Origin of the sequence: Streptomyces sp. JH14, assembly GCF_029428675.1 — a bacterium.
Lineage (GTDB): Bacteria > Actinomycetota > Actinomycetes > Streptomycetales > Streptomycetaceae > Streptomyces.
Genome location: NZ_JAJNEL010000001.1, coordinates 3,508,028 through 3,528,793, shown reverse-complemented (window position 1 = coordinate 3,528,793; position 20,766 = coordinate 3,508,028). Strand labels below are relative to the sequence as shown.

Here is a 20,766-nt window from a genome sequence, read left to right as displayed (position 1 = left end):
AGCGAATGAAGCCGGTTTCGTCAGCGGCGCGACATATAAATGTCGAGCGCCTTGTGCAGAAGCTTGTTGAGCGGGAAGTCCCACTCGCCGAGGTATTCGGCCGCCTGCCCGCCGGTGCCGACCTTGAACTGGATCAGGCCGAAGAGGTGGTCGGTCTCGTCCAGCGAATCGGAGATGCCCCGCAGGTCGTAGACGGTGGCGCCCATGGCGTACGCATCGCGCAGCATCCGCCACTGCATCGCGTTCGAGGGCCGGACCTCGCGCTTGTGGTTGGCGGACGCACCGTACGAGTACCAGACGTGGCCGCCGACGATCAGCATGGTCGCGGCCGCGACATTCTCACCCTCGTGCCGGGCGAAGTAGAGCCGCATCCGATTGCGGTCCTCGTTGTTGAGGGCCGTCCACATGCGCTGGAAGTAGCCCAGCGGGCGCGGCCGGAAGTGGTCCCGCTCCGCGGTGATCTCGTACAGGCGCTGCCATTCGGCCAGATCCTCGTAGCTGCCCTGCACGACCTCGACGCCGGCCTTCTCGGCCTTCTTGATATTGCGCCGCCACAGCTGGTTGAAGCCCTTGTGGACGTCTTCGAGCGAACGATTGGCCAGTGGCACCTGGAAGATGTAGCGCGGCTGCACGTCGCCGAATCCGGCGCCGCCGTCCTCGCCCTGCTGCCAGCCCATCTTCCGCAGCCGGTCCGCGACTTCGAAGGCGCGCGGCTCGATGTGGGTGGCTTCGACGTCGCGCAGGCGCTTCACATCCGGGTCCTGGATGCCGGACTTGATGGCGGCCGCGTCCCAGCGTCGGATGACGACCGGCGGACCCATCTTCACGGAGAAGGCGCCCTGCTGCTTGAGATGCGCCAGCATCGGCTGCAGCCAGTCGTTGAGGTTCGGGGCGTACCAGTTGATGACCGGGCCCTCGGGCAGATACGCGAGATACCGCTTGATCTTGGGCAACTGCCGGTACAGCACCAGGCCGGCGCCGACCAGCTGACCGTCCTTGTCGAACCAGCCCAGGTTCTCCGAGCGCCACTCGGCCTTCACATCCGCCCACGCCGGGACCTGCATGTGACTGGCCGCGGGCAGACTCTGGATGTACGCCAGATGCTGCTCTCGGCTGATGGTCCTCAGGGTCAGGCTCATGCGGGGCGCTCCTCGGCAGGTGTGTCCCCATCGGTCAGGGGCTCCGGCTCTCGCGCCGAAGCCTACTGTGACCGGGAAGCGCGCCGTCTGGCCCTATGGGACCTTGCCGTTCCTGTGGGACCGGTGGCCAGCCCTACGGGGACCCGCACGGCCCCGTGGACGGGGGCCTGTACCGGGTTCCCGTGTTCCAGCGGGGTCCGCGCCCGGGTCAGCCGACCACGCCGCCGAAGAGGCCGCCGTGGGCCATGCCCAGGAAGAATCCGATGGCGGAAGCGCCCATACCGAGGATCAGCGGGAACCGCTCCCGCGTGGTCACCGAGATGTACTGCCCGTATGCCCCCGTCAGGATCCCGACGAGTCCGGCCCACGAACTGATCAGATGCAGATTGGCGAACATCGCGGTCACGAAGGCGAGAGCGCCGAGAGCCACGGTCACTGCCACCAGGGTGTCCTGGAGCGGATGGGACCTGCCGTCCGTGGCCAGCAGGGAAACGGGAGGGCGGGAACGCATTGTCTGTGCCATGGAGAACCTCCTGGCCGAAAGGCGGCGCATCGTGGCGCCGCTCACACCCGATGTGTACAGATTGCGTCTCCTGAGCACCGGATTTCAACCGGAAGCCGGTGTGCGGGTACTCTGTAACGTCTGCACCGGTGTCTGCCCAGGCCAGCACATCAGCCCCTCTTGACGGAGGGCGTTGTCAGTGGTGGCTGTTTTACTCGGAGACACTGTTGCTTTACGCATCACGACCCTCCTGCCACGGAACGACCGTGGCCGCTGAGTCCAAAGGAGGTGGGTTCCACATGCGTCACTACGAGGTGATGGTCATCCTCGACCCCGATCTCGAGGAGCGCGCTGTCTCCCCGCTGATCGAGAACTTCCTCTCCGTCGTCCGTGAGGGCAACGGAAAGGTTGAGAAGGTCGACACCTGGGGCCGTCGTCGTCTCGCTTACGAGATCAAGAAGAAGCCCGAGGGCATCTACTCGGTCATCGACCTGCAGGCCGAGCCTGCGGTCGTCAAGGAGCTCGACCGCCAGATGAACCTGAACGAGTCGGTCCTCCGGACCAAGGTCCTCCGTCCCGAGATCCACTGAGTATCTAGCTCAGCGGTCATCGGGTTCGAGTAGCAGCAAGCAGCCAGAAGCAATCCCCGCCGAGAGGTTCACCCATGGCAGGCGAGACCGTCATCACGGTCGTCGGCAATCTCGTCGACGACCCCGAGCTGCGCTTCACCCCGTCCGGTGCGGCGGTCGCGAAGTTCCGTGTCGCGTCCACTCCCCGCATCTTCGACCGGCAGACCAATGAGTGGAAGGACGGCGAAGGCCTGTTCCTCACCTGCTCGGTCTGGCGTCAGGCGGCGGAGAACGTCGCCGAGTCGCTCCAGCGAGGCATGCGCGTCGTCGTGCAGGGCCGGCTGAAGCAGCGGTCGTACGAAGACCGCGAGGGCGTGAAGCGCACGGTCTACGAGCTGGACGTCGAGGAAGTCGGCCCCAGCCTCAAGAGCGCCACGGCCAAGGTCACCAAGACCACCGGTCGCGGTGGCCAGGGCGGCCAGGGTGGTTACGGCGGCGGCCAGCAGGGCGGCGGCAACTGGGGCGGCGGTCCCGGTGGCGGCGGCCAGCAGGGTGGCGGCGGTGCTCCCGCCGACGACCCGTGGGCCACCAGCGCGCCGGCCGGTGGCCAGCAGGGTGGCGGAGGCGGTTGGGGCGGAAGCTCCGGCGGCTCCGGCGGTTCTGGTGGCGGCTACTCGGACGAGCCTCCCTTCTAGGGCAGCTCGTACCCCCACTTCTTGATCACACAGGAGAAACACCATGGCGAAGCCGCCTGTGCGCAAGCCTAAGAAGAAGGTCTGCGCGTTCTGCAAGGACAAGACCCAGTACGTGGACTACAAGGACACGAACATGCTGCGGAAGTTCATTTCCGACCGCGGCAAGATCCGTGCCCGCCGCGTCACCGGCAACTGCACGCAGCACCAGCGTGACGTCGCCACGGCAGTCAAGAACAGCCGTGAGATGGCGCTGCTGCCCTACACGTCCACCGCGCGATAAGGGAAGGGTGACCGAATAATGAAGATCATCCTCACCCACGAGGTCTCCGGCCTCGGCACTGCCGGCGACGTCGTCGACGTCAAGGACGGGTACGCCCGTAACTACCTGGTTCCGCGTGGCTTTGCCATCCGCTGGACCAAGGGTGGCGAGAAGGACGTGGCGCAGATCCGCCGCGCCCGCAAGATCCACGAGATCGCGACGATCGAGCAGGCCAACGAGGTCAAGGCCAAGCTCGAGGCCGTGAAGGTGCGTCTGGCTGTTCGCTCCGGCGACGCCGGCCGTCTCTTCGGCTCCGTCACCCCGGCCGACATCGCCTCGGCGATCAAGGCTGCCGGTGGCCCGGACGTCGACAAGCGTCGCGTCGAGCTCGGCTCGCCGATCAAGACGCTGGGCGGACACCAGGTGTCCGTGCGTCTGCACCCCGAGGTTGCGGCGAAGCTCGGCATCGAGGTCGTTGCTGCCTAAGGGCGGAGCTCAGCAGAGCATGCGAGGGGCCGCACTCCACGGGAGTGCGGCCCCTCGTCGTTTCACGTGAAACACGCTCTACGTCCCAGGGTCAGCGGGTGGCTCCGGTAACGATCCACTTACCGGAGCGGGTACGCAGCCAGAGCGTCATCATGCGCACCGCCATCATCAGGGTCATCGCCCACCACAGCGCGGTCAGACCGCCGCCGAATGTGGGAACGAGCAGGGCGACCGGAGCGAAGACGGCCAAGGTGATCAGCATGGCCCAGGCGAGGTACCGGCCGTCTCCGGCGCCCATCAGTACACCGTCCAGGACGAAGACCACGCCGGCGATCGGCTGGGACAGCGCCACGACCAGCAGGGCAGGGATCAGAGTGTTCTGCACCGCCCCGTCGCTGGTGAACAGCGGAGTGAACAAGGGCCTCGCGAGCACGACCAGGGCCCCGAGCACGACGCCCGAGGCAATGCCCCACTGCACCATGCGACGGCATGCCTCGCGGGCACCTTGGGCGTCACCGGCTCCCAGATAGCGACCGATGATGGCCTGCCCGGCGATGGCAATGGCATCGAGGGCGAAGGCCATCAGACTCCACAGGGAGAGGACGATCTGGTGGGCGGCGATATCGGCATCGCCCAAGCGGGCGGCGACGGCGGTGGCGATCAGAAGGACGGCACGGAGCGACAGTGTCCGGACCAACAGGGGGGCACCGGCCTGCGCGCTGGTCCTGATGCCTGTTGCGTCGGGGTACAACGAGGCCCCGTGCCGACGCGCTCCGCGTATCACCACGACCAGATAGGCGGCTGCCATCCCGCACTGGGCCATGACTGTTCCCCAGGCCGATCCGGCGATGCCGAGTCCCGCGCCGTACACAAGCCCCGCGTTGAGGGCGCCGTTGGCAGCGAAGCCGCCAATGGCGACGTAGAGCGGGGTTCTGGTGTCCTGCAGGCCGCGGAGTACGCCGGTCGCGGCCATCACGATGAGCATGGCAGGGATGCCGAGGCTGGAGATCCTCAGATAGGTGGTGGCGTACGGGGCGGCGGTTTCGGAGGCGCCAAAGGCATCGACGAGCCAGGGGGCGGAGGGGAGTGCCAGGACGATGACGGCGATCCCGAGGAGCAGTGCCAGCCAGATGCCGTCCATGCCCTGGCGTATCGCAGAGGCGAGATCGCCCGCGCCGACCCGTCGGGCGACTGCCGCCGTTGTGGCATACGCGAGGAAGACGAAGACGCTGACGGCGGTGGTCAGCAGTGCCGCAGCGACCCCCAGGCCGGCCAGTTGCGGTGTGCCGAGATGTCCGACGATGGCGCTGTCGACCATGACGAAGAGCGGTTCGGCGACGAGTGCGCCGAAGGCCGGAACGGCGAGTGCGACGATCTCGCGATCGTGCCGTCGGCGACTGGAGTGCGAGGTCGCAGGGGCCTGGGTCATGGGGGTCAATCTAATCTTCCACAGGTAATGGATGCAATGTCTCGGCAGTCCTTACATCTCCCTGGGTGATGTGTTCTTCTGCACGTGGTTTGCCGTGATCTTGTGCAGACTCGGGAAGTTTTTCTCCCCCACAGCCCGTGGATGGAGAAACCCCAGGTCAAGGCCGTGATGATGGCGGTGCTATGAGTTTGTCCACAGTGCTGTCCCCTGGTCCGTGCACAGGTTCCGCGGAGTTCTCCACAGCATCGGGTCCGTCGTCCACATGCCCTGTGGATAACCAGATTGGCTGACGGTGCCGGGCGGCCTACCGTGGAGCGGCGCCACACCCCGTTTCAGCCCTGGAATCCCGCAGAACTCGACGTGCCGGAACCGGAGTCGAGCGTCTTGTTTGTCGGTGCTGTGCCGTAAGAAAGAGTGGCATGGCGAGGGTCCGCTGAGCGGACGGGAGGAGGTGGCCCGGTGAGCATTCCCGAGCCTTTGGACGACCCCTGGGTCGACACCGGTCCCAGCGACCGTCTGCCCGTTTCCCGCCAGCGTCGCGGTGAGGGTCGGGACCGTGGTGAGCAGCACGACCGTGGCAGGGAGAGCAGTGCCTGGGACGGCGGGTCGCCCGGCTTCGAACGGGTGCCCCCGCAGGACCTCGATGCCGAGCAGTCGGTGCTGGGCGGCATGCTCCTGTCCAAGGACGCCATCGCCGACGTCGTGGAGATCATCAAGGGGCACGACTTCTACCGCCCCGCGCACGAGACCGTCTTCCAGGCGATCCTCGACCTCTATGCCAAGGGCGAGCCGGCCGACCCGATCACGGTCGCGGCCGAACTGGTCAAGCGCGGCGAGATCACCAAGGTGGGCGGCGCCCCTTATCTGCACACCCTCGTCCAGTCCGTGCCTACTGCGGCCAACGCCTCGTACTACGCGGAGATCGTCCACGAGCGGGCGGTGCTGCGGCGGCTCGTCGAAGCCGGAACGAAGATCACGCAGATGGGATACGCGGCCGACGGTGACGTCGACGAGATCGTCAACTCCGCGCAGGCCGAGATCTACGCCGTCACCGAGCAGCGCACCAGCGAGGACTACCTGCCGCTCGGCGACATCATGGAAGGCGCACTCGACGAGATCGAGGCGATCGGTTCGCGCTCGGGTGAGATGACCGGTGTACCGACCGGCTTCACCGACTTCGACGCACTGACGAACGGCCTGCACCCGGGCCAGATGATCGTCATCGCGGCACGTCCGGCCATGGGTAAGTCCACACTGGCCCTGGACTTCGCCCGGGCCGCTTCGATCAAGCACAACCTGCCGAGCGTGATCTTCTCCCTCGAAATGGGGCGCAACGAGATTGCGATGCGTCTGCTCTCCGCGGAGGCGCGGGTGGCGCTGCACCATATGCGCTCGGGCACGATGACCGACGAGGACTGGACGCGGCTGGCCCGCCGGATGCCGGACGTCTCGGCCGCCCCGCTCTACATCGACGATTCGCCGAATCTCTCGATGATGGAGATCCGCGCCAAGTGCCGCCGTCTGAAGCAGCGGAACGACATCAAGTTGGTGATCATCGACTATCTGCAGCTGATGCAGTCCGGTGGTTCGAAGCGGGCCGAGAGCCGCCAGCAGGAAGTCTCGGACATGTCCCGAAACCTCAAGCTGCTCGCAAAGGAACTGGAGCTCCCGGTCATCGCGCTGTCGCAGCTGAACCGTGGCCCGGAGCAGCGTACGGACAAGAAGCCGATGGTCTCCGACCTGCGTGAATCAGGTTCCATCGAGCAGGACGCCGACATGGTGATCCTGCTGCACCGCGAGGACGCGTACGAGAAGGAGTCCCCGCGGGCGGGCGAGGCGGACCTGATGGTGGCCAAGCACCGTAACGGCCCGACGGCGACGATCACTGTGGCGTTCCAGGGTCACTACTCGCGCTTTGTGGACATGGCGCAGACCTGAGGCGTGCCTGTACGGCCCCGTATTGCGTGCCGGCATCCCATGTCCGATGCCGGATACGGCATCGGCCGTGAGACCGACCGCGCCCTTGATGTCGCGTTGGCTCAGCAAGCGAGCCCGTACCTCGGCAGCCCATCGGCGCATCTTTTCCGCCTGGCGTGGCCGAAAAGGGGAGATCCAATTATCGCAGCGCTGTTATATTAGCGCTGTGACATCGGATCCCACGACGCTGCCCGATCCCTGGCAGCCACTGCACAAGTTGCTGGCCGCCATGGACGCCGAGATCGAGCAGGTCTACGTCGCACGCGGAATCGAGGGGGTGCGGCCGCGGTTCGCCTATCCACTGATCCGGCTCGCCCACGCCGGGCCGCTGACCATCCGCGAACTTGCGGAGTCCCTCGACCGCTCCCACTCGGCGATCAGCCAGACCATCGCCGCCATGCGCAAGGAGGATCTGGTCACCTCCTCCCCGGGGCCCGACGCCCGCACCCGGCGGATCGGCCTGACCGAGCGTGGGCGGTCGCTGGTGCCGTTTCTGGAGGCCGAGTGGCGCGCCACGCATGCGGCGGTCGCCGAACTGGACGGCGAAACCCCCTACGCGCTGACTGCTGTGGTCGAGGAGCTGCGGCGGGCGCTGGAACACCGTTCGATGCGGCAGCGGATCCTCGACCACCTCGTCGAGCCACCGGGATGAGGGGGAGTGCCAGGTTCCTCGACACCCGCCCGCTGCGTAGTAGCCGGCCGTTCCGCGACCTGTGGATCGGCTCCTCCGCCTCACAACTCGGCGGGCAGATAGCCACCGTGGCAGTGCTGGCTCAGGTCTGGGAACTGACCGGCAGCCCGGTGAGCACCGGAGCCATCGGGCTCGCAACCGGCCTGCCACTGGTGTTGTTCGGGCTGCTCGGCGGCACTCTGGCGGATGCCGTCGACCGCCGTGCGGTCGTGCGGGCCACCACCGCAGGCCAACTCCTGGCCGCCGCGGGGCTGTGCGCCCAGGCTCTGGCGGACAACCAGAACGTATTGCTGCTGTTCGTCCTGGTCGCCACGGGGGCCGCTTGCGGCGCGCTCGGCGCACCTTCCCGGCGCACCTTCCCGGTGCGGCTGCTGCCGGGCGACCAGGTCGCGGCCGGGCTCGCGCTGACCAACGTCTCCTTCCAGGCAGCGATGTTGGCAGGGCCGGCGCTGGCCGGGATGATCATCACCCACTGGGGCTTCCCCGCCGCCTACGCTGCACAGGTCCTGGCCGCGGCGGTCTCGGCGCTCGCGGTGATCCGGCTCCCGGCCATGCGACCCGAGAGCACTGACGCGGCAGAAAGACGCCGGCCGCAGCGCGGCGGCTGGCGGGTCGTCCTGCGCCGTCCGACGCTGTGGGGCTCGATGGCCACCGACCTGTCCGCGACGCTACTCGCCATGCCGATCGCGCTCTTCCCGCTCGTCAACGAGATCCGCTTCGACGGCGACCCGCAGACACTCGGCCTGTTCCTTTCGGCCGTCGCGGTCGGGGGGATCACCGTCGGCCTGCTCTCCGGCACGGTGACGCGCTGGCGCTGCGGCGGCCGGGTTCAGCTGATCGCGGCCGGTGTCTGGGGCCTGGCGCTCGCCGGCTTCGGTCTGGCGGGGCCGCTATGGCTGGCTCTCGGCTGCCTGGCTGTGGCCGGCGCCGCCGATACCGTGTCCGTAGTCACCCGCAGCGCCCTGGTCCAGTTGGAGACCCCGGACGCGTACCGGGGCCGGGTCTCTTCCGTGGAACACGTCATCGGCGTCGCGGGCCCCGAACTCGGCAACTTCCGCGGCGGCCTGCTGGCATCGGCCACTTCCGCCCCCTTCGCCCTGGTCGTCGGCGGCCTGTCCGCCACCCTGGCGATCGGAGCCGTGGCGGCGACCAACGCTTCCCTCCGTGCCTACCGCACACCGGCGCCCACCGCGCTCGCCGCCCCCGAGCCGACCGAACCCGGGGATGCCGGCGCGGCGACGGCCGCGGGGTAGGCAGTCCTGACCGGCCTCGTTGCCTCCGAACCCGCCTGAATGCACCACCGAGTATGGAGACAGCGCGTGGCGGTGCACTGGCGCCGCAACGACCGGCCACCCGGCAACCCGTGAGCCAGCCTCTGTCGCCCCCGGCCACAGCACAGCACGACGACATGGAATGCGGCATCCTGCACCCCGGCGGACTGGTCGCGAACATGCCGTCTCCCGCGATGAGGTGGCGGATCGACGAACGGCGCACCCCATGAGCGCAGCGCCAGGCATTGGCCGCTGTGCCCGCATGCTGCGAAATGGGCTCGCCACGGAGCGGCTGCGCCGGTACTTGTTGACCATGACCTACTCAGAAGAACTGCTTCCCGGCACGCAGCGTGCTCTGCTGCACCGCATCGCCACCGCGCAGGCGGAGGGCCGCACGCCCTCGGTTGTCGCCGCGGTTCAGCGTCAGGGCCGGATCGTCTGGATCGGTTCCCGCAGCTGCGTCGACGGGCACGCCCCGGACGCGGATACGCAGTTCAGGATCGGTTCCCTCACCAAGACCCTCACCGCCGTGCTGGTGCTGCGGCTGCGTGACGAGGGGCTGCTGGATCTGGACGACCCGCTGGAGAAGCACCTGCCCGGCACAGGCGTCGGCGGTGTCACCGTCCTCCAACTGCTCGGCCACAGTGCGGGCCTGGGCGCCGAGTCGCCCGCACCCTGGTGGGAGCGGACGCCGGGCACGCTCCGCCCTGAGCTCGCCGATGTCCTGGGCGAGCAGACCCGGATGCATCCGCCCGGCCGGCGCCATCACTACTCCAACCCCGGTTACACGCTGCTCGGCGCGTTGATCGAGGCGGTGCGCGGAGCGTCCTGGGCGGATGTGTTGCAGCGGGAAGTGCTGGAACCGCTGGGCATGAGGCGCACGAGTACCCAACCGCAGGCGCCGCACGCGGGTGGCTGGGCTGTGCACCCATGGGCCGATGCGCTGCTGCCGGAACCTCCTGAGGACCTCGGTCTGATGGCCCCGGCGGGACAGCTGTGGTCCACGGCCGCCGACCTCCTCCGGTTCGCCTCGTTCCTCAGCGAAGGAGACGACCGCGTGCTGGGGGCCGCCTCGGTCGCGGAGATGCACGTACCGTCCGCACCGTCCGAGTCCGGTGACTGGCAGAGCGGTTACGGTCTCGGGCTGCAGCTCGTCCGACAGGACGGCCGCACTCTTGTCGGGCACACCGGCTCGCTGCCGGGCTTCCTGGCTGCGCTCTGGCTCAGCGCCGAGGACGATGTGGCTGCTGTGGTACTCGCCAACGCCACTTCGGGCCTGTTCGTCGGAACGGTCGCCGCCGACCTCGTGGGGATCGTCGCCGAGGCCGAGCCCCGTATTCCGGAGCCATGGCGCCCGCTGCCCGAGGTCGATGCGGAACTCCTTGCGCTGACAGGCCCCTGGTACTGGGGTACGCGTGCGAACATCCTGCGCCTGACCGCGGATCGGGGGCTGGAGTTGCAGGTGCTGCAAGGCAGCGGACGTGGCGCCCGGTTCGTTGCACAGCCCGATGGCACCTGGATCGGCCTCGACGGCTACTACGCCGGGGAGACGCTACGTATCGTCAGGGCCGCCGACGGCAGCGTGACCCATCTCGACCTGGGGTCCTTCGTCTTCACGCGTGAACCGTACGACCCTGCGTCGGTGGTGCCCGGCGGAGTGGACCCGGAGGGCTGGAGAGGCCTCGGCGCCTGAGTGCGGGGCCGTAGCGCCATCACGGCGTCGCGTTTCACGTGAAACGCGACGTGTGCGGCCCGATCAGGCCGTCAACTCCCTTTCCAGCGGCGCACGGAAGCGTGGAGTGACCCGCGTGTCACCCACCCATTCCGACAGCCGGGAAGCCTCCGCCTCGATGGATGCGGAGGCTTCCCGGCCTACGTCGGACAGCAGTCGCCAGACCGGCTCGCCGTCGGTGAGCTGTGCCCAGCCGCCCACGATCCGGCCGTTCCACCACACCGTCGGGCCGATGTTGCCGGACCGGTCGAAGAGCGCCGCCCGGTGTTCGGCCGGAAGGTGGAAGTTGCGATCGGCCCAGCCCATCGCGCTCGGGTCGAGCGCGGGAAGCAGCGCCGCCCAGGGCTCCAGGGCAGGTTCGGGCTCCGTGTCGCCCGGCGAGACCCAGCCCGTGGCCCCGTTGTCGAGCCGCACCGCCTCGGCTCCCGCGGCTGCCAGAGCCTTGCGTACGTGCCCGAGGGTCCAGCCCGTCCACCACTTCAGGTCGGTTTCGGTGGCGGGTCCGTACGAGCGGAGCCAGCGCAGGGCAAGTTCCGCCTGTGCTCCTGCGGTCTCCTGGACGGGCCAGGGCTCGGACGCCGTCCAGCGGAACTGGCTGGACGTCCAGGAGCCGCGCGGCCTGTCCCGACGGATCAGACCCTCGGCCGCCATGACCCGTATGACGCGTGTGGCGATGCCCTGTACCGTCTCCTGCTTCTTGCCGGGAAAGACAGTGATCTTCGTTCGCAGCGCCGGCACGGCGGCGGAGAGCTCGCTGCCGGTCGCCGAGCCCCGAGCCGTCAGGACGGCGAGGGTCTCCTGCTCCGCCCTGGCGAGCCAGCGTTCATCCAGTCCACTTCCGTCGTCCTGCAGGTGCTTGAGGAGGGTTCGGCGCTCCTTGGCGGCCACGGCCCGGGCATTCGACGCGTCGATGTACGGAGCGATCTCGCGCGACACGGTGAAAAGCGTGTTGCGCATGGAGAGCAGCCGGACCAGGGAAACGTCTTCGTAGAGAGCCTGCTCCACCGTGCCGGTGCTCGCCTCGGTCAGCCGGGCGCAGGTGGAGAGGAAGACGGTGGCGGCGTCGGTGGCGTGCAGGGCCACCACTGCGTCGGCCACGGACACCGCGGAAGCCGCCCGTACGGACGGTGCCAGGAGATGGCGCCGGCCGAGCCTGGTCCGGCGCTGTGCGTCGCTGATGCTGTACACCGGGAGAGCTCCTCCGGTCCGGGGGATCTTGTGGGACTGCGGGCAGGTCAGAGGGTGAGCTTGAAGCCCACGTGGCTGGCGGTGAAGCCGAGCCGCGCGTAGAAGCGGTGCGCATCGGCCCGAGTGGCGTCGGATGTCAGCTGGACCAACTGGCAGTCCTGGCGCCGGGATTCGTCCACGGCCCAACTGATCAGCTGGGTACCGAGGCCGCTCCCGCGCTCATCGGCATGGACGCGGACACCTTCGATGATCGAGCGCGTCGAGCCGCGCCGGGAGAGTCCTGGGATCACCGTCAGCTGCAGGGTCCCCACGACAGTGCCCTCGCGCACGGCGACGACCAGATGCTGGTTCGGGTCGTCGGCGAGGCGCTGGAACGCGGCGTGGTAGGGGGTGAGGTCGTCCGGCGACTCCCGCTGTGCTCCCAGTGGATCGTCCGCCAGCATCGCCACGACGGCCGGGACGTCGGTGAGGACCGCCGGCCGTATTTTCACGTCACTCATGATCGGCAGACTACGCAGATCACGCAGCCTGCGCGGGAACCTTCAGCTCTTCGACCGTCCTGACGAGCGGGGCCAGCTCGGGGTTCTTGGCGGCCTCGTCGAGGGCGGCACGCAACGCGGTGTCATTGGTGGGCCGGGCCTCGGCGAGAAGGGTCAGGCCGGCGTCGGTGACGTCGGTGTAGATGCCGCGGCGGTCGGTGTCGCAGAGATACCGGGTCAGCAGTCCGCGGTCCTCGAGGCGGCTGACCAGGCGGGTGGTGGCGCTCTGGCTGAGCACGACGGCCTCTGCGACCTGCTTCATCTGGAGATGGCCGCCGGGGCCGCTGTGCTGTCGGCTCAGGACATCGAGCAGGGAGTACTCCCGCACGCTGAGGTCGTGCCCGGACTGCAGGGCCCGCTCGACATGGGCCTCGATCTTGCCGTGGAGCAGGGAGAGCGCGTACCAGCCCTGGGAGAGGGCGGTCAGTGCGGGGTCTGTCGCTGTCATGGTCTCTCCTCCGTGCGGGAGCTGCTTGCGTCCAGGATAGGGGACATCTGCAATAGCCCGCGTTTGCAATTAATCGGCGTCTGCAATTATTGTGAACGCTCGTAAGGCGCAGACGCAATCTTCTGGGAAGGTGAAACCCATGCCGCTCGCGCTCCTCGCCCTGGCCATCGGGGCATTCGGTATCGGAACCACCGAGTTCGTGATCATGGGGCTTCTCCCCGAGGTTGCTGCGGACTTCCAGGTCTCGATCCCGACCGCAGGGTTCCTTGTCACGGGCTACGCCCTCGGTGTCGTACTCGGTGCTCCGCTGATGACCGTTCTCGGCACCCGGGTCACCCGCAAACGCATGCTGATGCTCCTGATGGGGCTGTTCGTCATAGGCAACGTGGTGTCCGCCGTCGCCCCTGCTTTCGGTGTGATGCTTGCAGGACGGGTCATCGCGTCGCTCGCCCACGGTGCCTTCTTCGGCATCGGGTCGGTCGTCGCGGCCGACCTGGTCGCACCGCAGAAGAAGGCCGGTGCGATCGCCATGATGTTCACCGGCCTCACCGTCGCCAATGTCGTCGGCGTACCGCTGGGCACGTACATCGGGCAGAACGTCGGGTGGCGGACCACGTTCTTCATCGTTGCGGCCCTCGGAGTCGTCGGCCTTCTCGGTGTGGCCAGGCTGGTTCCCGAGCAGCCGAAGGCCGAAGGCGTACGCCTCCGCCACGAGCTGGCGGCTTTCCGTAATGTGCAGGTGCTGCTCGCCATGGCGATGACCGTCCTGGGCTTCGGTGGAGTCTTCGCCGCGATCACCTACATCACGCCGATGATGACGGAGATCGCCGGCTACTCCGCCTCGTCCGTCACCTGGTTGCTGGTCCTGTTCGGGCTCGGCATGGTCGGGGGCAATCTGCTCGGCGGCAAGTTCGCCGACCGTCATCTGATGCCGATGCTGTACGTGTCACTGGGGGCCCTTGCGGCAGTCCTGGCCGTATTCACGCTGACCGCCCACAACAAGATCGCGGCAGCCGTCACCATCGTTCTGATCGGTGGCCTGGGCTTCGCGACCGTGCCGCCGTTGCAGAAGCGGGTGCTCGACCAGGCGGCGGGCGCTCCGACCCTTGCCTCCGCCGTCAACATCGGCGCCTTCAACCTGGGTAACGCGCTGTCGGCGTGGCTCGGAGGCCTCGTCATCGCGGCAGGTCTCGGCTACACCGCACCCAACTGGGTCGGCGCCGTACTGGCCGCATCCGCACTCGTTCTCGCTGTCCTCTCCGGACTCCTGGAACGCCGCACGGGCGCACACAGCCGACGCGTCGCCGGCCACATCCCCGAACCGGTCGCAGTCGCCGAAGCCGGCCGCTGACACCTCCCACAGCCCCTGCAGACACAACACTCAACCGCACCAAGGAGTCATTCCTCATGACCAGCACCCCCACCTCGGTCGCCGTCGCCCCGCTGACCATCCAGGACGCGGAAGCGCTCGTCGCCACCGCATGCACCGCCGCGGAAGCCGCCGGCGTCACGGTGGCCGTCACCGTCCTGGACGCGGGCGGCCACCTGCTGGCCTTCCGGCGCGACGACCGAGCCGTTCTCGTCGCGGGGGAGACCAGCACCCGCAAGGCGTACACGGCCCTCCAACTCGGCGCCCCGACGGCCGAACTCGTCGACGCGGTCAAGCCCGGCGGGCTCTTCCACACCCTGCCGACCGCTCTCGATCGACCGCTGCTCTTCATCGCCGGCGGTGTCCCGGTCTTCCGTGACGGCCGGCTGGTCGGTGCCGTCGGCGTCGGCGGTGGCGCGCCCGAGCAGGACCACGGCTTCGCGACGGCTGCCGTGGAGGCGCTCGCCTAGCCGGCGACCCGCAGCGGAAACCCTGGGTGTCCGCCCTCATGTGCCCGCATCATCACGGCACATGGGGGCGGACACGTACCACCGGGCAGGCGGACGACGAGCCGGTGGGTCACTCCCCGGTCAGCCCGTCGCCACAGTCAGCGGCGCGAAGCGGCGGGACCAGTCACCCGGCAGCTCCGCAGCCCGGTAGGCCATCACCGTGGTTCCGGGAGCGGCCTGCAGACCGCGCTCCTTGAGCCGGCCGAGCAGCTCCGTGTGGCGTGCGTCGGCGTCCATGCGAAGAGGCCGGTCCGTCGCCTCGGCGAGCGAGGCGACGAGAGCCTCCGCAGTGTCGGTGTCCCGGGCGATCAGCGGACCGACGGCGTGGAGCCGATCACTCGGCCAGATCGCCGCATACCCAACGAGATCTCCGCCGTCCTCCGCGACCCGCAGGTGATCCGCGAAAGCCGGAAGCCGGGCGAGGAGATGCGTCCTGTCGGCGCCGAAGACCTCGGCATCCAGCCGGAGCATGGCATGCAGGTCCCCGGCTGCGGCCGGGCGGACGGTCACGGCGGATGCCGCGGAAGAGTCGCCGCTTGATACGCGCGGCCGGAAATGCCCGATCACCCGCTCGGCCTGTCCCACTGTTTCGAACCCGAGCTCTTCGTAGAGCGGCTGTCCAGACGCCGTCGCATACAGGCCGAGCACCGTCTCCCCGGACACCTCGATCACATGGCGCATCAGACGCCGGGCGATCCCCTGCCGCGTGTACCGCTCGGCGACGAGCAGCATGCCGATGGCAGCGAAGCCCTGGCCGTACGAGGTCACTACGCAGGTGGCCGCCAGGCCTTTGCCCTCGGGGTCGTCGATGCCGTAGGCCGTCCCCGCGGACAGGAGCAGCCCCCATCGGTGCTCGTCGCGCGGCCAGCCACGGTCCTCGCAGAGATCGGCGCAGGGGACCAGGTCTCCCCGGTTGAGGCGCCGGATGGGTGCGTCGGCGTGCGGACGGGGCAGTGAGCTGGGCATGAGGATCAGGCTGTCCGACGCAGTGATCGCTCGTCCACCGATTTGCCGGAACTGGCCGAGACGCGTAGTCGTCTGCCGCGCCGGGTCGGTCCCCACGGCTTCAGTACCGAGATTGCGGTGATGAACAGATAGGTGGCCGTCGCCACCGAAGGAGCGACGACGAGGTTGATGTCGACAGCCCCCCGTGCCGCAGCCTCATTGATCCCCGGTCGCAGCGAGAAGACCGACAGTGCCGTCGTGATCAGAGTGAGCCAGAACTTCGTCCAGACCCAGCGGTGCCGGGCAAGGCCCCACGGGGTGCCGAGCGCCAGGGCCAGACCGCTGAGCAGTGAGAGCAGGGCGACCGGCACGATCAGCCAGTCGCCGAAGACTTTCATGGCGAGGGTGACGGCCTGCTCGGTAGCGGGGTCGCGGGTCAGGAAGGCCGTGAGCCCGAGTGCCAGCAGGCCGACAGTCAGACCCAGCCAGCTGACGGAGACCGCGACATGGGCGACCAGGAGACTTCGGCGAGCGGGACGCTTGAGTGGTTTCACGTGAAACACGGTGCCTGGCGAAGAGCGGCCGGGCGTCCGGCGGCGGGAGTATCCGTCCGTACTGGCTTCGGCGTACGAGGTGCTTCCCCGCCGTCCCTTCACGCATGGAGCTGACCGCCGGCGTGCATTTCCGGCGCAGCCATGTGGCAAGGGAGCATAACGGGAAAACCGGTTCGGATACCCGGACTTCCCGCTATTTGTCCGGCCCGGAGCGCATGCGGGCATGCTGGGGCTCGGGGGCCGCACGCAGTGGCTGCCAGCACTGTCGGCACGCAATGAACCAGAAGATGTTCGAGGCGAGGCACAGTTATGGACGCTCCGGCCACCATGCCGACCGGCGACAGAACCTTCAGATCTTCCGATGCGATCCTGGTCCGTCGCACGCTGGCGGAGATCGTCCCTGCCGGGGATCAGGTCACCTCGTACTTCTACGCCCTGCTCTTCGTCCGTCACCCCGAACTGCGCGCCCTGTTCCCGGCTGCGATGGACGCCCAGCGCGACCGCCTCCTCCGGGCGCTGCTCACGGCCGCCGACCGGATGGACGACCCCGATGCGCTGAGCGAGTACCTCGGGGGACTGGCCCGGGGACACCGCAAGTACGGCACCCTGCCCACGCACTATCCCGCGGTCGGTGAGGCCCTCCTCGGCGCCTTGAGCCGCTACGCCACCACCACGTGGGACAAGGAGGCCGAGGCCGCCTGGATCCGCACCTACACCATGCTGTCCCAGATCATGATCGATGCCGCCGACGAGGACGGGCTGCATGGGCCCGCCTGGTGGATGGCCGAGATCGTCTCCCACGATCTCCGAACGCCTGACACGGCGATCCTCACGGTCCGCCCCGACCAGGCCTACCCTTTCCTCGCAGGCCAGTACGCCGCCATGGAAACGCCGTGGTGGCCGCGAGTCTGGCGGAACTACTCCTTCGCCTCGGCACCCCGGCCCGACGGTCTGCTCACGTTCCACATCAAGGCGGTCCCGGTGGGGTGGGTCTCCAACGCACTGGTGCACCGGGCCCGTCCCGGCGACGTTCTGCGCCTCGGCCCGCCCACCGGCTCGATGACGGTCGACCACACCACTCACAACGGTCTGCTCTGCCTGGGCGGCGGCACGGGTATCGCGCCCATCAAGGCGCTGGTCGAGGATGTCGCCGAACACGGTGACCGGCGCCCGGTGGAGGTCTTCTACGGCGCGCGCAGCGACCGCGACCTGTACGACCTCGAGACGATGCTGCGGCTCCAGCAGACCTTCCCCTGGCTCGTCGTGCGGCCGGTGGTCTCCGGCGCCTCGGGTGGGAACACGGGGCTCAAGGGCCTGTTGCCCGATGCCCTGCGCGAGCGTGGCCCATGGCCGGAGTACGAGGCCTATCTTTCGGGTCCGCCGGGAATGGTCCGCAGCAGCGTGGACGTACTCACCAGCATCGGCATGCCGCCCGAGCGCATTCGGTACGACTCCATCCAGGAGCCGGCGCCCGTGCAGGGGCCTGCCTGAACGCGAGGAACAGCAGCACGGCGCGGGGAACAGCGGTACTGCGCCGGGGGAACGGCGCCCGTGCACAGGGCGCGAGAGACGGCGGCAGGGCGCAGTAGCCGCAAGAGCAGGGCGCCGTCCGGGGATCAGCCCAGATCGGGTGCGTGCATCGCCCGTACGCCTTCGATATTGCCGTCCAGGTAGTGCCGCAGCGACAGCGGTACGAGATGAACGGCGGCGATCCCGATCCGGCTGAACGGCACCCGTACGACGTCGTACTCCCCGCACGGATCCTCGATCTCGGGGCCGTGCCGTCGGGACAGATCCATCGAGTCGAGCCGGCAGACGAAGAAGTGCTGCACTTTCACGCCCTTCACCCCGCCGCCCTCGATGTGTTCCACGGTGTCGACGAAGCAGGGGACCACATCGGTGATCTTGGCGCCGAGCTCTTCGTCCACCTCACGGTGCAGGGCGTCGACAACGGTTGCGTCCTCAGGCTCGACCCCGCCGCCCGGCGTGAGCCAGTACGGATCCACCCCCGGCTTGGTGCGCTTGATCAGAATGAGGTCGTCGCCGTCGAGCAGGATGGCGCGTGCGGTGCGCTTGACCACAGGACGTTCGGTCATGGCAAGAGAGTGGCCCACAGAACCCGTTCTGAAACACCCGCACGCCCGGGGGTCACCAGTCGGCGGCAGCGCGTACCAGCCACTCGTGCGCCCGCGCGATGTGCGGCAGGGCGAGTGTTCCGGTCCGCGCGGCCAGGAAGTAGGTGCGCAGCGGGGGCACCGGCGGGTCCAGGAGCGCCACCACCTCGCCCCGCTCCAGTGCCCCCGCGCACAGATAGCGCGGCAGTACGGCAAGCCCGGCGCCCGCCGCGGTGCACTCCAGGACAGCCCGCAGATCCGGTGTGATGACGGTTCCCGCGGCGGCGGGACGGCTGTCGAAGACGGCAGCCCAGTAGCGGGAGACGAAGGGCAGGCTCTCGTGCACCTCCACCACCGGAAGCTGCTCCAGCACCACAGGTCCCTTGCGGCGCAGCGTTCCGGGGCCGAGGCGTGCGGCCCAGCGCGGAGCGGCGACCAGCACATGCTCCTCGTCGCAGAGCGGAGTCGCGGTGAGCAGCCCTCCGCGCGGCCGGGCTGTCGCGATGGCCAGATCATGGTGTCCCGCGGCGAGTCCCTCGAATGTCTCCTCGGTGTTCGCGAGGAACGAGCTGCGCAGGGCGAGCCCCTGGGAGACGAGGGGGATCAGTGCGGGCAGGGCGCGCAGAGAGGTGAACTCCGGGGGCCCGGCCAGATGCAGCGTCCGTACCGCCGACTCCTCGTCGAGTCCGGTCTCGGTGATCTCGACCAGCGCATCCAGATGAGGGGCCGCCCGGTGCGCAAGCTCGTCGCCGATGGCTGTCGGGGTCACGCCGCGGGCCCGGCGCAGGAAGAGCGGGCGGCCCAGTTGCCGTTCCAGCGTGCGTATCTGCGAGGTCACCGCGGGCTGGGAGAGGCCGAGCAGTGCGGCGGCCCGGGTAAAGGATCCGGCCCGGTGCACCGTCACGAACGTACGCAGCAGGGCCAGGTCCATGTCCTGTCCCCTCCCACCCTTGCGAAGCGTCCGACCCGCACAACTATAAATATGTCGATAGGTCGCTGTCGCTACGGTGATTGGACACTGACGCAGAGTCAATTAGCCTTGTCCAGGCGGTTCTTCGCGCGTGGAACCGGGGCGGTCCGAGCCACGAGGGGGGAGGCTCGGACCGCCCGTACCGGCCATCCTGCGATGCCCCGCGGGCTCAGCGCCCGCTCGTCGCCTCGTCCAGCGCCCGCTCCACGTCGGCCACCAGATCGGTCACGTCCTCGGCCCCGACGGAGAACCGGATGAACCCTTCCGGTACGGCGTCGCCGCCCCAGCGCGCCCTGCGCTCGGCGGTGGAGCGCACGCCGCCGAAGCTCGTGGCGTCGTCGACCAGCCGCAGCCCGGCCAGGAACCGCTCGGCGATCTCGCGGTCGGGCAGCACGAAGGACACCACGGAGCCGAAGCGACGCATCTGCCGCACCGCGACCGGGTACGAGGGGTCGGTGGGCAGCCCGGGGTACCTCAGGCCGGTCACCTCCTGCCGCTTGCCCAGCGCCTCGGCGAGGACGAGCGCATTGGCGCACTGCCGGTTGATCCGCAGCTCCAGCGTGGCCAGCGAACGGTGCGCGAGCCAGGCCTCCATCGGCCCGGGGATCGCCCCGACGACCTTGCGCCAGCGTCGTACACCCGCTGCCAGTTCCGGATCGCGGCAGGTCACATGGCCGAGCAAAATGTCGCCGTGCCCGGTCATGCCCTTGGTGTCACTGGCCACCGAGAAATCGGCGCCCAGCTCCAGCGGGCGCTGGCCGAGCGGGGTGGCGAGCGTGTTGTCCACGGCCACCAGGACGCCGGCCGCGTGTGCGGCCTCGATGAGCCGCCGCAGGTCGCAGACATCGAGCCCGGGGTTGGACGGCGTCTCGATCCACAGCAGCCTGGCACCCTCCAGGACCGCCAGCTGTGCATCGCCCCCGGTCGGCGCGGTCCTCACCTCGACCCCGTATGCCTCCAGCTGCTCACGTACCAGCGGAAGCGCCTGATAGCCGTCGTCGGGCAGGACCACGGTGTCACCGGATCGCGCCTGGGACAGCAGTACGGCCGAGATCGCCGCCATACCGGAGGCGAACACGGTGGTCTCGACCGTCTCCCCCGGCGCTTCGAGCTCACCGATGGCCCGTTCCAGATGGGTCCAGGTCGGATTGGTGTCCCGGCCGTACGTGTACGGGCCGGTCGGCTCGCCGGAGAGGTGGAAGTGCGCGGCGAAGACCGGACCGGGCAGCGTGGGTTCGTACTGCTCCGGTTCGGGAAGGCCCGCCCGTACCGCTCGGGTTCCGTCGCCCATGGTGTTCATGCTGTTCCTTCTGTTCTCCGGACGCGCCGGTGTTGCTGGTACTGCGGTTCCTGCTGGTCCCTCTGATCCTCTGATCCTGG

General features: G+C 68.6%; 23 protein-coding genes. 12 read left to right on the top strand and 11 right to left on the bottom strand.

Annotated features, from left to right (window positions below):
• Window positions 1-20: 20 nt before the first annotated feature.
• Window positions 21-1,139 carry a peptidoglycan bridge formation glycyltransferase FemA/FemB family protein gene (locus LRD69_RS15920; RefSeq protein WP_277327224.1) on the bottom strand — a complete coding sequence of 373 codons (1,119 nt, stop codon included), beginning with the start codon at window positions 1,137-1,139 and terminating at the stop codon, window positions 21-23.
• Window positions 1,140-1,347: 208 nt separating this feature from the next.
• Window positions 1,348-1,662 carry a hypothetical protein gene (locus LRD69_RS15915; protein WP_277327222.1) on the bottom strand — a complete coding sequence of 105 codons (315 nt, stop codon included), beginning with the start codon at window positions 1,660-1,662 and terminating at the stop codon, window positions 1,348-1,350.
• A 278-nt stretch (window positions 1,663-1,940) separates the two neighbouring features.
• On the opposite strand from LRD69_RS15915, the gene rpsF reads away from it, so the two are divergent.
• From rpsF to rplI, 4 genes are all read left to right on the top strand, one after another.
• Window positions 1,941-2,231, top strand: a complete 291-nt coding sequence (gene rpsF / locus LRD69_RS15910; protein WP_015609864.1) for a 30S ribosomal protein S6 — start codon at window positions 1,941-1,943, stop codon at window positions 2,229-2,231.
• Window positions 2,232-2,305: 74 nt separating this feature from the next.
• On the top strand, window positions 2,306-2,905 hold the full coding sequence (locus LRD69_RS15905) for a single-stranded DNA-binding protein (protein ID WP_277327220.1): 600 nt from the start codon (window positions 2,306-2,308) through the stop codon (window positions 2,903-2,905).
• Window positions 2,906-2,948: 43 nt separating this feature from the next.
• Window positions 2,949-3,185 (top strand): 30S ribosomal protein S18, encoded by a 237-nt coding sequence (gene rpsR, locus LRD69_RS15900; RefSeq protein ID WP_003967857.1) that lies wholly within the window; start codon window positions 2,949-2,951, stop codon window positions 3,183-3,185.
• A gap of 18 nt (window positions 3,186-3,203) precedes the next feature.
• Entirely contained in the window at window positions 3,204-3,650 is a 447-nt protein-coding gene (rplI, locus tag LRD69_RS15895; RefSeq protein WP_030930556.1) for a 50S ribosomal protein L9, read from the top strand.
• A 91-nt stretch (window positions 3,651-3,741) separates the two neighbouring features.
• Here rplI and LRD69_RS15890 read toward each other — a convergent pair whose 3' ends face one another.
• Complete coding sequence (locus LRD69_RS15890; RefSeq protein ID WP_277327218.1) at window positions 3,742-5,079, bottom strand: MATE family efflux transporter; 1,338 nt, start codon at window positions 5,077-5,079, stop codon at window positions 3,742-3,744.
• Window positions 5,080-5,538: 459 nt separating this feature from the next.
• Between LRD69_RS15890 and dnaB the strand changes: the two genes are divergently transcribed.
• The 5 genes from dnaB to LRD69_RS15865 all read left to right on the top strand — a co-directional run bounded on the left by dnaB (window position 5,539) and on the right by LRD69_RS15865 (window position 10,711).
• Window positions 5,539-7,017 carry a replicative DNA helicase gene (gene dnaB, locus LRD69_RS15885; protein ID WP_277327217.1) on the top strand — a complete coding sequence of 493 codons (1,479 nt, stop codon included), beginning with the start codon at window positions 5,539-5,541 and terminating at the stop codon, window positions 7,015-7,017.
• 205 nt (window positions 7,018-7,222) lie between these two features.
• Window positions 7,223-7,708: a MarR family winged helix-turn-helix transcriptional regulator gene (locus LRD69_RS15880; protein ID WP_277327216.1), complete on the top strand. Its 486-nt coding sequence runs from the start codon at window positions 7,223-7,225 to the stop codon at window positions 7,706-7,708.
• A complete protein-coding gene (locus LRD69_RS15875; RefSeq protein ID WP_277327215.1) occupies window positions 7,705-9,000 on the top strand; it encodes an MFS transporter in 1,296 nt (431 codons plus the stop codon). The genes LRD69_RS15880 and LRD69_RS15875 overlap by 4 nt, the downstream gene beginning before the upstream one ends.
• A 110-nt stretch (window positions 9,001-9,110) precedes the next feature.
• Entirely contained in the window at window positions 9,111-9,248 is a 138-nt protein-coding gene (locus LRD69_RS15870; RefSeq protein ID WP_277327214.1) for a hypothetical protein, read from the top strand.
• 83 nt (window positions 9,249-9,331) lie between these two features.
• The gene (locus tag LRD69_RS15865) at window positions 9,332-10,711 is read left to right on the top strand and encodes a serine hydrolase domain-containing protein (RefSeq protein WP_277327213.1); all 1,380 of its coding nucleotides are present in this window, start codon (window positions 9,332-9,334) and stop codon (window positions 10,709-10,711) included.
• 63 nt (window positions 10,712-10,774) lie between these two features.
• On the opposite strand, the gene LRD69_RS15860 is transcribed toward LRD69_RS15865, so the two are convergent.
• The 3 genes from LRD69_RS15860 to LRD69_RS15850 are packed head-to-tail and all read right to left on the bottom strand — an operon-like array spanning window position 10,775 to window position 12,925.
• The gene (locus tag LRD69_RS15860; protein WP_277327212.1) at window positions 10,775-11,938 is read right to left on the bottom strand and encodes a winged helix DNA-binding domain-containing protein; all 1,164 of its coding nucleotides are present in this window, start codon (window positions 11,936-11,938) and stop codon (window positions 10,775-10,777) included.
• 47 nt (window positions 11,939-11,985) lie between these two features.
• Window positions 11,986-12,438 (bottom strand): GNAT family N-acetyltransferase, encoded by a 453-nt coding sequence (locus tag LRD69_RS15855; protein WP_277327211.1) that lies wholly within the window; start codon window positions 12,436-12,438, stop codon window positions 11,986-11,988.
• Between the two features lie 19 nt (window positions 12,439-12,457).
• On the bottom strand, window positions 12,458-12,925 hold the full coding sequence (locus tag LRD69_RS15850) for a MarR family transcriptional regulator (RefSeq protein WP_277327210.1): 468 nt from the start codon (window positions 12,923-12,925) through the stop codon (window positions 12,458-12,460).
• Window positions 12,926-13,064: 139 nt separating this feature from the next.
• Between LRD69_RS15850 and LRD69_RS15845 the strand changes: the two genes are divergently transcribed.
• Window positions 13,065-14,276: an MFS transporter gene (locus tag LRD69_RS15845; protein ID WP_277327209.1), complete on the top strand. Its 1,212-nt coding sequence runs from the start codon at window positions 13,065-13,067 to the stop codon at window positions 14,274-14,276.
• 56 nt (window positions 14,277-14,332) lie between these two features.
• Window positions 14,333-14,764 (top strand): heme-binding protein, encoded by a 432-nt coding sequence (locus LRD69_RS15840; RefSeq protein ID WP_277327208.1) that lies wholly within the window; start codon window positions 14,333-14,335, stop codon window positions 14,762-14,764.
• A gap of 120 nt (window positions 14,765-14,884) precedes the next feature.
• On the opposite strand, the gene LRD69_RS15835 is transcribed toward LRD69_RS15840, so the two are convergent.
• Window positions 14,885-15,769, bottom strand: a complete 885-nt coding sequence (locus LRD69_RS15835) for a GNAT family N-acetyltransferase (RefSeq protein WP_277327207.1) — start codon at window positions 15,767-15,769, stop codon at window positions 14,885-14,887.
• A gap of 5 nt (window positions 15,770-15,774) precedes the next feature.
• On the bottom strand, window positions 15,775-16,302 hold the full coding sequence (locus LRD69_RS15830; protein ID WP_277327206.1) for a DUF2269 domain-containing protein: 528 nt from the start codon (window positions 16,300-16,302) through the stop codon (window positions 15,775-15,777).
• 309 nt (window positions 16,303-16,611) lie between these two features.
• On the opposite strand from LRD69_RS15830, the gene LRD69_RS15825 reads away from it, so the two are divergent.
• Complete coding sequence (locus tag LRD69_RS15825) at window positions 16,612-17,793, top strand: globin domain-containing protein (protein WP_277327205.1); 1,182 nt, start codon at window positions 16,612-16,614, stop codon at window positions 17,791-17,793.
• A 125-nt stretch (window positions 17,794-17,918) separates the two neighbouring features.
• Here the strand turns inward: LRD69_RS15825 and LRD69_RS15820 are convergent, their stop codons facing one another.
• From LRD69_RS15820 to LRD69_RS15810, 3 genes are all read right to left on the bottom strand, one after another.
• The gene (locus tag LRD69_RS15820) at window positions 17,919-18,398 is read right to left on the bottom strand and encodes an NUDIX hydrolase (RefSeq protein ID WP_277327204.1); all 480 of its coding nucleotides are present in this window, start codon (window positions 18,396-18,398) and stop codon (window positions 17,919-17,921) included.
• Between the two features lie 52 nt (window positions 18,399-18,450).
• Window positions 18,451-19,347, bottom strand: a complete 897-nt coding sequence (locus LRD69_RS15815) for a LysR family transcriptional regulator (protein ID WP_277327203.1) — start codon at window positions 19,345-19,347, stop codon at window positions 18,451-18,453.
• Between the two features lie 208 nt (window positions 19,348-19,555).
• Window positions 19,556-20,686, bottom strand: a complete 1,131-nt coding sequence (locus LRD69_RS15810) for a cystathionine gamma-lyase (protein WP_277327202.1) — start codon at window positions 20,684-20,686, stop codon at window positions 19,556-19,558.
• Window positions 20,687-20,766: the final 80 nt, after the last annotated feature.

What these genes read in the sequence shown, in the direction of transcription:
- LRD69_RS15920 (WP_277327224.1), bottom strand. Translation starts at nt 1,139, where the DNA reads ATGAGCCTGACCCTGAGGACCATCAGCCGAGAGCAGCATCTGGCGTAC.
- LRD69_RS15915 (WP_277327222.1), bottom strand. Translation starts at nt 1,662, where the DNA reads ATGGCACAGACAATGCGTTCCCGCCCTCCCGTTTCCCTGCTGGCCACG.
- rpsF (WP_015609864.1), top strand. Translation starts at nt 1,941, where the DNA reads ATGCGTCACTACGAGGTGATGGTCATCCTCGACCCCGATCTCGAGGAG.
- LRD69_RS15905 (WP_277327220.1), top strand. Translation starts at nt 2,306, where the DNA reads ATGGCAGGCGAGACCGTCATCACGGTCGTCGGCAATCTCGTCGACGAC.
- rpsR (WP_003967857.1), top strand. Translation starts at nt 2,949, where the DNA reads ATGGCGAAGCCGCCTGTGCGCAAGCCTAAGAAGAAGGTCTGCGCGTTC.
- rplI (WP_030930556.1), top strand. Translation starts at nt 3,204, where the DNA reads ATGAAGATCATCCTCACCCACGAGGTCTCCGGCCTCGGCACTGCCGGC.
- LRD69_RS15890 (WP_277327218.1), bottom strand. Translation starts at nt 5,079, where the DNA reads ATGACCCAGGCCCCTGCGACCTCGCACTCCAGTCGCCGACGGCACGAT.
- LRD69_RS15875 (WP_277327215.1), top strand. Translation starts at nt 7,705, where the DNA reads ATGAGGGGGAGTGCCAGGTTCCTCGACACCCGCCCGCTGCGTAGTAGC.
- LRD69_RS15865 (WP_277327213.1), top strand. Translation starts at nt 9,332, where the DNA reads ATGACCTACTCAGAAGAACTGCTTCCCGGCACGCAGCGTGCTCTGCTG.
- LRD69_RS15855 (WP_277327211.1), bottom strand. Translation starts at nt 12,438, where the DNA reads ATGAGTGACGTGAAAATACGGCCGGCGGTCCTCACCGACGTCCCGGCC.
- LRD69_RS15850 (WP_277327210.1), bottom strand. Translation starts at nt 12,925, where the DNA reads ATGACAGCGACAGACCCCGCACTGACCGCCCTCTCCCAGGGCTGGTAC.
- LRD69_RS15845 (WP_277327209.1), top strand. Translation starts at nt 13,065, where the DNA reads ATGCCGCTCGCGCTCCTCGCCCTGGCCATCGGGGCATTCGGTATCGGA.
- LRD69_RS15840 (WP_277327208.1), top strand. Translation starts at nt 14,333, where the DNA reads ATGACCAGCACCCCCACCTCGGTCGCCGTCGCCCCGCTGACCATCCAG.
- LRD69_RS15835 (WP_277327207.1), bottom strand. Translation starts at nt 15,769, where the DNA reads ATGCCCAGCTCACTGCCCCGTCCGCACGCCGACGCACCCATCCGGCGC.
- LRD69_RS15825 (WP_277327205.1), top strand. Translation starts at nt 16,612, where the DNA reads ATGGACGCTCCGGCCACCATGCCGACCGGCGACAGAACCTTCAGATCT.
- LRD69_RS15820 (WP_277327204.1), bottom strand. Translation starts at nt 18,398, where the DNA reads ATGACCGAACGTCCTGTGGTCAAGCGCACCGCACGCGCCATCCTGCTC.
- LRD69_RS15815 (WP_277327203.1), bottom strand. Translation starts at nt 19,347, where the DNA reads ATGGACCTGGCCCTGCTGCGTACGTTCGTGACGGTGCACCGGGCCGGA.
- LRD69_RS15810 (WP_277327202.1), bottom strand. Translation starts at nt 20,686, where the DNA reads ATGAACACCATGGGCGACGGAACCCGAGCGGTACGGGCGGGCCTTCCC.